11 protein-coding genes are annotated in these 12,661 nt (G+C 55.4%); 6 read left to right on the forward strand and 5 right to left on the reverse strand.

Annotated elements, in window-relative coordinates:
• Positions 1-36: 36 nt before the first annotated feature.
• Both serS and ADIMK_RS10140 read left to right on the forward strand, forming a co-directional pair.
• Positions 37-1,314, forward strand: a complete 1,278-nt coding sequence (gene serS / locus ADIMK_RS10135) for a serine--tRNA ligase (RefSeq protein WP_036187246.1) — start codon at positions 37-39, stop codon at positions 1,312-1,314.
• 149 nt (positions 1,315-1,463) lie between these two features.
• Complete coding sequence (locus ADIMK_RS10140) at positions 1,464-2,672, forward strand: UbiH/UbiF/VisC/COQ6 family ubiquinone biosynthesis hydroxylase (RefSeq protein ID WP_036187249.1); 1,209 nt, start codon at positions 1,464-1,466, stop codon at positions 2,670-2,672.
• A 70-nt stretch (positions 2,673-2,742) separates the two neighbouring features.
• Here the strand turns inward: ADIMK_RS10140 and ADIMK_RS10145 are convergent, their stop codons facing one another.
• Together ADIMK_RS10145 and ADIMK_RS10150 are read right to left on the reverse strand one after the other, a co-directional pair.
• Positions 2,743-3,204, reverse strand: a complete 462-nt coding sequence (locus ADIMK_RS10145) for a phasin family protein (protein ID WP_051692830.1) — start codon at positions 3,202-3,204, stop codon at positions 2,743-2,745.
• A gap of 259 nt (positions 3,205-3,463) precedes the next feature.
• On the reverse strand, positions 3,464-3,883 hold the full coding sequence (locus ADIMK_RS10150; RefSeq protein WP_051692832.1) for a phasin family protein: 420 nt from the start codon (positions 3,881-3,883) through the stop codon (positions 3,464-3,466).
• Between the two features lie 258 nt (positions 3,884-4,141).
• On the opposite strand from ADIMK_RS10150, the gene ADIMK_RS10155 reads away from it, so the two are divergent.
• From ADIMK_RS10155 to ADIMK_RS10165, 3 genes are all read left to right on the forward strand, one after another.
• On the forward strand, positions 4,142-7,060 hold the full coding sequence (locus ADIMK_RS10155; protein WP_036187251.1) for an insulinase family protein: 2,919 nt from the start codon (positions 4,142-4,144) through the stop codon (positions 7,058-7,060).
• 63 nt (positions 7,061-7,123) lie between these two features.
• A complete protein-coding gene (locus tag ADIMK_RS10160) occupies positions 7,124-7,975 on the forward strand; it encodes a DMT family transporter (RefSeq protein ID WP_036187255.1) in 852 nt (283 codons plus the stop codon).
• A gap of 31 nt (positions 7,976-8,006) precedes the next feature.
• Positions 8,007-9,125 carry a PQQ-dependent sugar dehydrogenase gene (locus tag ADIMK_RS10165; protein WP_036187257.1) on the forward strand — a complete coding sequence of 373 codons (1,119 nt, stop codon included), beginning with the start codon at positions 8,007-8,009 and terminating at the stop codon, positions 9,123-9,125.
• 6 nt (positions 9,126-9,131) lie between these two features.
• On the opposite strand, the gene ADIMK_RS10170 is transcribed toward ADIMK_RS10165, so the two are convergent.
• Together ADIMK_RS10170 and ADIMK_RS10175 are read right to left on the reverse strand one after the other, a co-directional pair.
• A complete protein-coding gene (locus ADIMK_RS10170) occupies positions 9,132-9,977 on the reverse strand; it encodes a DMT family transporter (RefSeq protein WP_036187260.1) in 846 nt (281 codons plus the stop codon).
• A gap of 117 nt (positions 9,978-10,094) precedes the next feature.
• Positions 10,095-10,853: a DUF4197 domain-containing protein gene (locus ADIMK_RS10175; protein ID WP_036187264.1), complete on the reverse strand. Its 759-nt coding sequence runs from the start codon at positions 10,851-10,853 to the stop codon at positions 10,095-10,097.
• Between the two features lie 87 nt (positions 10,854-10,940).
• Between ADIMK_RS10175 and ADIMK_RS10180 the strand changes: the two genes are divergently transcribed.
• Complete coding sequence (locus ADIMK_RS10180) at positions 10,941-11,792, forward strand: transglutaminase family protein (RefSeq protein WP_036187267.1); 852 nt, start codon at positions 10,941-10,943, stop codon at positions 11,790-11,792.
• Positions 11,793-11,801: 9 nt separating this feature from the next.
• Here the strand turns inward: ADIMK_RS10180 and ADIMK_RS10185 are convergent.
• Positions 11,802-12,661 (reverse strand): hypothetical protein (locus ADIMK_RS10185; RefSeq protein ID WP_368085833.1); only part of this gene is annotated, 860 nt, incomplete at its 5' end.

A 12,661-nucleotide genomic window follows, 5' to 3' on the forward strand; every position in this document is an offset into this window, starting at 1 on the left:
TAATCGAATTTTTGAATATTAAGGTATTTTTTCTCCATGCTTGATCCGAAATTGGTCCGGGCCAACCCTGAAGCGGTGGCTGAGGCGCTAAAAAAGAAGGGGTATGAGTTCCCTGTCGCGCAGTTCGTTGAACTGGACAACAAGCGCAAATCGATTCAGGTCGATACTGAAACTTTGCAGAATGAGCGTAATACCCGCTCCAAGAGTATCGGTAAGGCAAAGGCATCCGGAGAAGATATTCAACCACTGCTCGATGAAGTCAAATCATTGGGTGACCGCTTGGATGCAGCCAAGGCGGAGCTTAACGATATCCAGGCACAGCTTGATGCTATTTTGATGGGTGTGCCCAACATGCCGGACGAATCGGTGCCGGAGGGTGAGTCCGAGGACGACAACGTCGAAATCCGTCGCTGGGGTACAGCGCCTGAGTTCGGTTTCGAACCGCTGGATCATGTCGCGCTGGGTGAGCGTAATAACGAGCTGGATTTCGAAACAGCGGCCAAGCTGACCGGTTCGCGTTTTGCGGTGATGAAAGGTGGAATAGCCCGACTGCATCGCGCACTGACACAGTTCATGCTTGATACCCATACGAGCGAAAACGGCTACAGCGAAGTCTATGTGCCATACATGGTCAATGCCGAGTCGCTTCAAGGGACAGGTCAGCTACCCAAGTTTGAAGAGGACCTGTTCAAGTTGCCGTTTGGCGACCGTCACTACTACCTGATTCCGACGGCTGAAGTGCCGGTGACGAACATCGTGCGCGACGAGATCGTCGAGGCATCTGAGTTGCCGATGATGTTTGCATCTCACACGCCGTGCTTCCGCTCAGAGGCAGGTTCTACCGGCCGTGATACACGGGGCATGATTCGTCAGCACCAGTTTGAAAAAGTGGAACTGGTACACATTGTCGAGCCTTCCAAGTCCTGGGAAGCGCTGGAAGCACTGACCGGTCACGCCGAGTCCATTCTCCAGAAGCTGAATCTTCCTTATCGTGTCATCGCGCTGTGTGGTGGAGATCTCGGCTTTAGTGCTGCAAAAACCTACGACCTTGAGGTGTGGCTGCCGGGGCAGGGCAAGTATCGTGAGATCTCTTCCTGCTCCAACATGCTCGATTTCCAGGCGCGCCGCATGATGGCCCGCTGGCGTAATCCGGAAACCGGTAAGCCCGAGTTACTGCATACGCTGAACGGGTCTGGTCTTGCGGTCGGTCGTACGCTTGTTGCAGTGCTGGAGAACTACCAGAACGAAGACGGTAGTGTCACCGTTCCTGAAGTTCTGCGGCCTTACATGGGCGGTATCGAAAAGCTGGGTTGATTTAAGATAATCGGCCAGTCATGAAGCCCCGTTATAGCGGGGCTTCTCTGTTTTGGGCTGCGCGATGGGGCGGTAGTGCTTGATCTGTCACAAGGTTTCAATCCCGCTCTGGAGTATACTGCGCGCAAACCATGCATAAGGGTTAGGGTATGAATCAGCGATATGATGTCTTGATCGTCGGTGGCGGTATGGTGGGTGCAACCATCGCCTGCGCACTGACTGGTAGCAATCTGACAGTGGCTGTCGTTGAGCAGCAGTATCCTCCCGCATTTTCGTCCGAACAGCCGCACGACCTCCGAGTATCGGCGCTGAGCCTTGCATCTGAGAATATTCTGCGTCATGTCGGTGCCTGGGACGGCATCGTATCCCGTCGACTGTGTCCGTACCGGCGTATGCGGGTATGGGAGGCGAGTGATACGCGTGCTGCAACCGAGTTTGACGCCAGTCGTATAGACCGTCCCTACCTTGGAAACATCGTCGAGAACCGTGTAGTACAGCTCGCTTTGCTCGAGCGTCTTCAGCAGATCGATAACGTGGATCTGATCTGTCCGGCACAGATAGAGGCAATTGATTACTCGCCGGGCGCCAGTCTGATCCGACTGCAGGATGGGCGGGAGTTGGTTGGCAGATTGTTGGTTGCAGCCGATGGCGGTCAGTCCCGCGTTCGCGATGCGGTCGGGATCGGCACGCATAAGTGGGATTACGACCAGTACGCGCTGGTGGCGTCGGTCGAGACGGCTTATGAGCAGCAGGACATCACATGGCAGCAGTTCACGCCAACGGGCCCGCTGGCGTTCCTGCCTCTTTCTGGAAATAACGCCTCGCTTGTCTGGTATAACACGCCTAACGAAGTGAGGCGCTTAATGGAGCTGCCAGAGCGCCGTTTCATGGAGGAGCTAATCGCTACATTCCCCGATCGCCTTGGGCAGATTGATCAACTGCTTGAGCGGGGATTTTTCCCGTTGAGAAGGCAGCATGCGCAGCGATATGTTGCAGAAGGTGTCGCGCTTGCTGGAGACGCCGCCCATATGATTCATCCGTTGGCCGGGCAAGGCGTCAATATCGGTCTGCTCGACGCGGCAGCACTGGCTGAAGTTATCATCAAGGCCCACGCTGCAGGTGAGGCTTGGGAGTCGCTGGAGGTCCTTGAACAGTATGAGCGTCAGCGTCGGCGACATAACCTGCTCATGATGCAAACGATGGATGCGTTCTATCGGGTATTCAGCAATGATTCGAGCCCAATGAAGGTGGTACGCAATATAGGGCTGGGGTTGGCAGGTAAGCTGCCTTTTGCGAAAGACCGTGTAATGCAGTTTGCAATGGGGCTTGATGGCGATCTACCCGCGCTGGCGCGCTGATCGATCGACATTCCGGAGACAAAAAAAAATGGCTGCCAAGGGCAGCCATTTTTTCAATCGCGCGTTGAGATCAGGAAGCCGCAGTGGTAGCAGCAGTGGTCTTGCGCGGAGTCGATTTGGCAGCAGCTTTCGGCTTAACGGCTTCCGGCATGAACTTGGTCATGTCGAAAGAACCGAAGTCGAACTTGCTCAGATCGGTGAAGTAGGGCATTTCACCCATTTCAGCGACGCTTTTCTCAACCAGAGCGGTCAGCTGTTCTTTCGCATCGGTCAGTGCGGCCATCTCTTTTTCCGCAGTGCCGGTGATCTTGCTTTCCATCTCTTTGATGTACTTAACCTGAAGCTCGAATGCTTCTTTCGGCTCTTTGATTTCAGTCAGTGCCTTGACCTGAGCCAGACCGCTGGTTACGAAATCGGAGAAGTATTCAGACTGCAGGGAGATCAGAGTCTCGGCAGTCTTTTTGTTGATCTCGGCCATCTCAACAACCGGCGCCATCTTGTCTTTCATCTCTTTCAGCATATCGTCGTACATGTTTGCATCCTCAGATAAATTATTTTCGGGTGGCGATTGTGCGGTGCATCATTTTGTGTACACCTTAGCCACCGGTTTGCCCGAAGTCAAGTCGTATTTGTGCAATGCAAAAAGACTGAATCGGTCTCTTATCATCCTGACTTCGGGCATTCCTTGCTCGAAATTCAACAGCGTTCCTGCGTTGCAAAAAAGATGGCCGACATGCGGCCATCGAACGGATTGACTACTGGGTAAAGCAGGGAACCCGATCGTATCCGGCTTACTTAGCCTTCACATCCATCGGCTTCATGAACTTCTGCAGTTCGGCGAAGTAAGGAGTGGTGCTCAGCTCACTAGCAGCTTTCTCGACGATGCTGGTCAGCTCTTCTTTAGCTTCGGTCAGTGCAGCCATCTCTTTTTCGGCGACTTCGGTCAGCTTGGCTTCAACTTCTTTCAGGTACTTAACCTGAGCTTCGAATGCAGCCTTGGGCTCCTTGGTGCCGCTCAGGGTTTTCATCTGAGACAGGCTGGCGTTTACGAAATCAGAAACGTACTGGGACTGCAGAGCGATCAGCTTCTCAGTAGTCTTCTTGTTGATTTCGGCCATATCCATAACCGGCTTCATCTTGTCTTTCATCTCTTCGTACATGGTATGTACCTCTCGAACTTGGGTTGACTCGTTTATGTTGCGTTGCAGCATTTGTGTTCACTTTATGACCAGGGAGCGCGGCTGTCAATCGCTATTTTGTGCGCTGCACAATAAATATTTTGATCGACTGAGGGGGTTTGATTGTTTAAATTTATCAAAACGCCAACCCTGATATGGTGCAGTGCACAATAGGCTCTGATTGTCCCTCTGCGCATGCTGTGCTGGAAAGGGAGGGGCGAACAGATACAATGGGGCTAACAAGGTGCGAGTTGCTGCACCCGGAACCGTTATCGGAGTGAAGTCTTTATTATGCAATCGGTAAACAGTCATCCTAGCTTTCGTTTCCTACGTACTCAGAAGATCCACTCGCTCAATGTTGATGTTCAAGAGTTCGAACACATCGTAACCGGCGCCAAGCATTACCATATAGCGGCTGAACGTGACGAAAATGTGTTTCTGGTCGCATTTCGCACGGTTCCGGAAGATTCCACAGGGGTTGCGCATATCCTTGAGCACACAGCGCTGTGTGGCAGCGAACGGTATCCGGTACGCGATCCGTTCTTCATGATGACGCGTCGTTCGCTCAACACCTTCATGAACGCATTCACCAGTTCAGACTGGACCGCGTATCCGTTTGCCAGCCAGAACCGCAAGGACTTTTTCAACCTGCTCGACGTGTATCTGGATGCCGCATTTTTCTCGCGTCTGGATCCGCTGGACTTCGCGCAGGAAGGACATCGTGTCGAATTTGCCGAGGCTGGCAATGCCGACTCTGAGCTGGTGTACAAGGGGGTAGTATTTAATGAGATGAAGGGGGCGATGAGCTCACCTGTCTCGACGCTATGGCAAACCCTGACCCGGTATCTGTTCCCGACCACGACCTATCACCACAACAGCGGCGGCGAACCAAGCTGCATACCCGATCTCAGTTACGAAGAGCTGCTTGAGTTCTATCGTAGCCACTACCATCCCAGTAATGCCGTCTTCATGACATTTGGCGATATTGAGGCGGTCGAGTTGCAGGGCCGTTTCGAAGATTTGGCGCTGTCGCGTTTCGAGCGCAGCGATCACGAAATCCTCGTCGAAGATGAAAAACGCTATTTCGCACCTATACGTGTGGAAGAGGCGTATGCACTGGACCAGGAGGATCTCGACAATCAGACTCATCATGTGCTGGGCTGGCTGCTGCCGAAGTCCATTGATCTGGACGAGCTGATGCGCGCGCACCTCTTGTCGCGTGTGCTGCTGGATAACTCAAGCTCTCCGCTACGGGCGGCACTGGAATCCAGCGACTTGGGCAGTGCGCCGTCACCTCTGTGCGGTTTGGAGGATTCCAACCGTGAGATGAGCTTCATGTGCGGTCTGGAGGGGAGCAACCCCGAGCAGGCGGCTGAGTTTGAGCGACTGGTTATCGATACTCTTGAGCAGGTTGCAAAGGACGGCGTACCACAGGAGATGGTCGAGGCGCAGCTGCACCAGCTGGAATTGAGCCAGCGCGAAATTACGGGCGACAGCTACCCGTTTGGTTTGCAGTTGATCCTCGGTGCGCTCTCGTCAGGCGTTCATCGAGGAGACCCTCTGGCGGCCTTGAATGTGGATGCGGCGCTTGAAAAATTGCGCGAGGCGATCAAGGATCCTGACTACATCCCTTCACTGGTACGCCGCTGGTTGCTGGATAACCCGCACCGTGTGCGTTTGACGCTGCGTCCGGACAATCAGTTGGCTTCTCTTCGTGATGCTGCCGAGGCTGCACGATTGGCCGAGATCAAGGCGGCCATGAGTGATGAGGAGAAAAACGCTGTTATCGAGCTTGCTGCCAAGCTTGAAGCGCGTCAGATGCAGTCCGACGATGAATCGATCCTTCCGCGTGTGACGTTGGAGGACGTTCCGACCGAGATGCATCTGCCTAAAGGTGAGTCCATGAGCCTGCCGAGGTTGGACGGCACTTGGTACTCTGCCGGTACCAATGGTTTGGTTTACCAACAGGTGATTATGGATCTTCCCAAGCTGAGCGAGGATGAGCTTGAGTTGATGCCGCTGTATACCCACTGCCTGACCGAACTTGGCTGCGGAGAGCGTGATTACCGACAGAATCAGGCCTATCAGAGCCAGATAACCGGTGGTTTCTCGGCCTATACCACAGTGCGCGGCCGTCCTGAGAACGAGCAGGATGTAACGGGCTATCTTGTGCTGTCGGGTAAGGCGCTGGTTGTAAACCGGGACGCATTGGCTGATCTGATGGTTGAAACGCTGGATCGGGCCCGATTCGATGAAACCAAGCGTTTGCGGGAAATCGTGTCGCAGATGCGTAGCCGCCGCGAGCAGTCAATTACGGGGCAGGGCCATAGCATGGCGATGTTGGCAGCCTGCGCAGGATTCGCACCTTCCGCTCAGCTGGCACATAACTCGCGTGGTCTGGAAGGGGTGCGCCGCGTAAAGGCAATGGATCGCTCCCTGGAGGATGCTGCGGCGCTTGCGCAGCTATCCGAACGCCTGCAGCGCATACATGAACGAATGAAGGGCGCTCCGCGTCGTTTCCTCACCGTGGGCGAGGAGGAGTACAAGGCGTCATTGTCTCAGGCGGTTGAGATGCGTTGGGCCAGCGTGCCGGTGAGTGACTCATTCGAGCCTTTCTCTCTGCCTCAGACCCGTCAAGGCGTGAGTCAGGCCTGGTTGACCAGTACCCAGGTCAGCTTTTGTGCCAAGGCGTTTCCCACTGTAACGGTTGATCATGCCGATGCAGCGCCGTTGACGGTGCTCGGTGAGTTCTTGCGGAACAACTATCTGCATCGTGCGATACGTGAGCAAGGTGGGGCGTATGGTGCCGGCGCCTCTCAGGATAGTGGTGATGCTGTATTTAGGTTCTTCTCGTATCGTGATCCGCGTATCACCGGTACGCTTGACGACTTTGACGCAGCTGCGCGGTGGATCAACGAATCCGATATTGATCCGTTAAAGCTGGAAGAGGCGATACTCGGCGTGGTCAGCTCTATCGACAAGCCGGGCTCACCGGCGGGTGAGGCAAAGCAGACCTATCATGCCAGCCTTTTTGGTCGTACTCCGGAGCAGCGTCAGAAGTTTCGCAGCGAGGTACTGAGTGTTGGCATTGCTGACCTAAAGCGCGTCGCCGAGCTGTACCTCAAGCCTGAAAAGGCAAGCGTCGCGGTTGTGACCAGTGCCAAAGGTGCAGCGGCACTTCCCGATAGTTTCGAGCGTATCGAGATTTGACCTAAGCCACTTTCGCTTTATCACCGCCCCAATTTATTGGGGCGGTGTCGTTTGGAGCCTTCATTGAATCACCCCATTTTCGCCGCTGCGCTTTTTGTCGTGCTGGCTGAGTCCATGCTCGTCGGTAGCGGATTGATCATCCGGCAGGTCAGCGATCATCTACCTACGCTGGTTATCGTCTTTATGCGTAACCTGATGGGGCTGCTCATCATGATGCCGGTTATTCTGCGTGCTGTCGGCCAATTGGCAACCGCTAACATCCATTTGCATTTGATGCGGGCGGTTGTCGGTATCGGTGCGATGAGCTGTCTTTACTATTCATGGTCAGCATTGCCTTTGGGACAGGCGGCACTGCTGAAGCAAACCGCGCCGTTCTTTGTGCCGGTGATCGCTCACTGGTGGCTGGGCGAGGCTGTTCCGGGACGAGTCAAAATGGCATTGGCCGTGGGGTTTGCCGGAGTGGCGCTGATTCTCAATCCTCAGCAGGGTGTTATCGCATTCGGTGTGTTGGTGGCGTTGTGCGGTGCTGCCCTCAGCGCGCTAGCCAAGGTAACCGTTCGCAGGATGCATCTGACAGAACCGCCAAAACGCATCGTGTTCTATTTTGCGCTTTTCGGGGCGCTCTTCTCCCTGCTGCCTGCTGCATTTAACTGGGTCACACCCAATGCAGTGGAACTCGTCTGGCTCTTTGGGCTGGGCATTACGTCGACGCTCGCGCAGTTGGCGATGAGTCGGGCTTATACCATGGTGCCGGCGGCTCAGTTGGGGCCCTTTACCTACAGCTCGGTGGTGTTGGCAACGCTCATTGGTTGGTGGTTTTGGGATGAGACCATCGCAGTGATCACGGTGATCGGCATGCTGCTGGTTTTCGCTGGCGGGATGCTAACCTTAAACAGACCCGCGCCCAAAGCCTGAAGCAGGCTGGCAATGTCCAAAAGGAGGTGTCATGAAAAAGCAGGCAGCGCTTTGGCTGATGCTCACACTGTCGGTTGTCATGCCCATTCGTGCCGAGGTGGTTTTCAAAGGTGAAAGCCAGGGGATGCCTTTTGAGGTGGAGGTGCTGGCAGAAAATCTGGGTGTTCCCTGGGGGATGACCTTCATCGATGAACGCCAGATATTTTTTACCCGGCGCGAAGGTGGTGCGGGCCTGCTTGATCTGAAGACTTCAAAGGTCGTGTCCATTAAGGGTGTGCCTGAGGTGTCAGCCCGGGGGCAGGGTGGATTTCTCGATGTCATCGCGCTTAAGGATAAGAGCGGCACAGGTTGGCTTTACTTTACCTGGGTCAAACGCGTCGACGGTAAGGGTGTCACCGTGCTCTCACGTGCGCGATTACAGGGCAATACCCTGAGCGACTGGCAGGATCTTCTTGTCACGGACTCTGCCACCGATACCGAGCGGCATTTCGGCAGTCGCATGGCGGTCGATAACGCCGGGCATATCTTTTTCTCCGTGGGTGACCGGGGGCATAGGCCCAATGGACAGGATCTAAGTACCCATGCCGGCAGCGTGCTGCGGCTCAATCTCGACGGTTCGGTGCCGGAGGACAATCCGTTTGTCGGCCGCGGGGATGCCCGATCGGAGATATGGAGTTATGGTCACCGTAATCCGCAAGGGTTGGCATGGGATGGTGTTGGGGTGAGGCTATGGGAGATCGAGCACGGTCCCCGCGGTGGCGACGAGATTAATCTCATACAGCCGGGGGGAAATTACGGCTGGCCGACACTGTCTTACGGCAAGGAGTATTGGGGGCCTATTGATGTGGGTGAAGGCACTGAGCGCGAGGGCATGGTATCGCCGGTCAAGGTATATGTGCCCTCAATTGCCCCCGGCAGTTTGCTTTACTACACGGGTGATGCCTTCCCCGCCTGGCGCGGGAATTTGATTGCCGGTGCCTTGAAACTGACCCATCTGAACCGGGTAACGCTCGATGAAAAAGGCAAGGCGATATCAGAAGAGCGGTTGCTGGTATCGCTGGGTGAACGGATACGTGCGTTGATTCAGGGGCCTGAGGGTTGGCTGTACTTTTCCACCGATAGTGGAAAAATCATGCGACTCAAGCCCTAGAAGGGGTTAGCGGGCGCGCTGTTGTATGACCAGCGCTATACCGCCAAGGATTGCTGCGGACGCCAGTAAAAGGCGAAGGGTAACCGCTTCACCCAGCAACAGGACACCGGCGATCGCGGCGATAACCGGGGCGCTGAGTTGAATGGTTGCGGCGTTCGCTGCACTGATGTGCGGAAGAACGGCATACCAGATCAGATACCCGAGAGCTGAGGCGAGCGCCCCCGATGCTGTCGCCCAGAACATGCCGTACAGATCCAGATTCAGGCTGCCCGAAATCCAGCCCATAGCCGCCAGCGCAACCGCCATCGGTACTGCGCGGATGAAGTTTCCTGCTGTTGCCAGCGATGGATCGCCAGCGCCTCTTCCACGCAACGAATACACACCCCAAGCGATACCCGCACCGGCCATCAGGAGTGATGCCACCAACGGTGGCGCGGTCAGGCCCGGCAATACCAGCCCCACCAGCCCTGCAATAGCCAGCAATAAACCCGCCCATTTCAAAGCCGAGAAGCGCTCGCCACTGTAAAGGCCATAGCCGATCATGGTGGCCTGAACCGCTCCGAACAGAATCAGCGCACCGGTGCCGGCCGCCAGATCGATGTAGGCAAAGGAGAAGAGGGCCGCATAGGAGAACAGTGCAAGGGCTGAAGGCCAACTGCCGGCGTTATCGCGACGCCTGCCCTGCATGGATAGAATGAACCAGAGCATCAGTGCGCCGGAGATCAAACGCACGGCGGTAAATCCGGCAGCATCTATGTTGGTATCGCGCAGGGCCACGCGGCACAACAGAGAGTTGCTGGCGAATGCGATCATGGCAACGACGGTAAGCAGAGTCAGTCGGCCTAAGGGCATCATGTAAACCTGATAATCCAGTTATTGTTTTTAGGGGACGCCCGCCAACCTAAGTTGGCAGGTCTTATCGGGATTGTTGCCCAGGCATGTACCAAGACAAGGCTACTTTGGTACCGGTTACTGGCCGAACACCTTCTTGAGTAGATCGGTGCTGCGTGCAAGCGGTTGTTCGCGGATCTTCTTCTCCTCTTCGGCGAGCATGAGGAACAGACCGTCCAGTGCCTTGGTTGTGACATGCTCGGTCAGATCCAGATTGAAGCTGCCAAGCAGTGGCAGCTGGGATTGTGCAGAGTCGGCAACCAGTTTGTAGGCGCTGGTAACACCGTATTCAGCCATGGACGCTTCGATACGGGGTTTGAATTTGGCGGCAAGTTTGTCGTAGGTTTTCGATTTGAAATATTCGGTTGCCGCGTCGTCGCCTCCGCTATAGAGACGTCGGGCATCGTCGATGGTCATTGCCTTGACGGCATCGACAAAAATTGGGGTCGCTTCGGTGACCGCATCTTCCGCCGCGCGGTTCATGCTCAGCTCAAAAGCGTCTACCTGGCTGCCAAGGCCTGCTTTTCTCAGCATGCCGCTGGCAGTATCGATATAGCCGGGCATCGGGATTCGAACGCTCGGGTTTCCAAAATAGCCATCTTTGGCGGCCAGGCCTTCGACTGCTCGCTGGGTGCCCACTTCGAGCGCTTCGCGCAGGCCTGCGGCGAGCGTGTCATTATCAAGATTAGTAGCACGTGAACTGTTACTCTGGGTGTTCGTGCTCTGTTTAAGCAACTCCTGCCCTTGATTGAGCAGGTCATTCCATCCTGCTTCGGTCTGGGTAGTCAGCAGCATAGCGCACAGAAAGGTGGTGGGCAGGGCGTAAGGGCGCGGCATCGGTCACTCCATTGTCAGATAAAGGCGGGCTCTGGAAGTATAGTGAAATTCGTATCCAGAGCGTCAAAAAAGGTCGACAGAACTTCCATGAAAACGTTCAACATCCGACACAGTACCTGGTATGGCTTTAATGGCGAAGTGACACTTGAACCGCACCGGCTACGACTGAGACCCCGTGAGGACCACGATCTGCGCATCGCCAGCTCCCGTCTGGACATTTCACCCCAGCCTCAAGATGTGCGTTGGTATCGGGATGTCGAAAACAATTCAGTGGCCATTCTGACGTTCGATAAGCCCTGTACCGAACTCGAGATTCTAAGTGAAGTCCAGATACAGCAATACGATCAGGCGCCATTGGACTTTTTGGTCGAGGCGTATGCGGTCCACTATCCGTTTCGCTACACCGACGATGACTACGAGGTATTAAGGCCCTTTGTTGAGCGTGGCGAGGTTTCCGATGCGCTCAGGAGCTGGGTAGGGCAGTTATGGCGCCAAGGCGAGACGATCCAGTCTTATACATTGCTCAAGCGTATCTGTAGCGCTATCAAAGAGCGGTTCGCTTATCAGGTCAGGGAGGAGCCCGGCGTTCAGAGCCCTGAGCAAACATTGAGCTTGGGCAGTGGTTCATGCCGTGATTTTGCTAATCTCTTCATGGCGGCTGCGAGGCACCTCGGGTTCGCGGCCCGCTTTGTCAGCGGTTACATGTTCGTGCCGCCCGGCCCTGAGTTGTTCGGTACTACCCATGCATGGGCTGAGGTGTATATCCCGGGAGCAGGATGGAAAGGGTTCGATCCCACTGGCGGCGAGCTTGTCGGGGCCGACCATATACCCGTTGCGGTCGCACGCAGTGCCGAATCCGTGCCGCCAGTTGAGGGGGCCTTTACCGGGCCTGAAGGTGCTCAACTCAAAGTGGGGGTGTGGGTTCGACTGCTCGACTGAACCCGATTGTTAGCGCCAGTTGATCCAGTAGCTGTATTCGATACGGTTGGAATTTTGTAGTGTTTGCTTAAACAACTCGCTCGGCTCAGCTGCGCACTGTACGCCGTTGAACTCCGCCTCGCTCCATCCGCTCATGGAATCGATATATTCGCGGCGGTAACCCCAGTTACCACATGACAGTATGCTGTCATAGCCCGGCTCGCGCTGGCACACCACGCAGGTTTCGAATCCCACCTCAATATCCTGGCCCTCTATACCGAATCGACCCGATACGAACGGGGTGTCATAGATCGCCACTGTCGAAGTTCTGACCGGGCGCCCACCCCAGGGCTTGTCCCGGTTGTCGACTGGCGTCAGGTGGGTGCCATGACCGTATTCCAGTGGTTCATTATCGTAGAAGGGGCTGGAAAACTCATTAGGTACGTCTATCTGTACCGCTTTTTCGCCATCATAGAGTCGGGCTGTCGTACGACGCACCTGCAACATGCGGTAGCGGCTACAGCTGGCGCTGTTTTGCCCCTTAATGTCACCGGTGGCGTTGGTGAAAAAGTGTATCTCCAGTCCTACGCCGGTTGCGTTATCGCCCGGGATATAACGGGCATCGGTACGGCCGGCGTGATACCACTCCTGAGAAAAAGCCAGTACGCCGACACTTTGCTCACGGTAGAGCACCGGACAGACTTTGCCTACATACAGGTCTTCGGCCCGTGTCGACGAAGGCAAGGACGAAAGAAGGCTGAGCGCAAGCAACAGGCCTGGATAAGCGGAACCCTTGGTCATGACCGTCCCTCTTGGCGGTTGAGGTGCGGTGAGCAGCATCCCGTTCAGTATAGACAGGGGGCGCGCTGCTAGGGAACATGTGAACAAGT

Origin of the sequence: Marinobacterium lacunae (genome assembly GCF_000705555.1) — a bacterium.
GTDB lineage: Bacteria > Pseudomonadota > Gammaproteobacteria > Pseudomonadales > Balneatricaceae > Marinobacterium_D > Marinobacterium_D lacunae.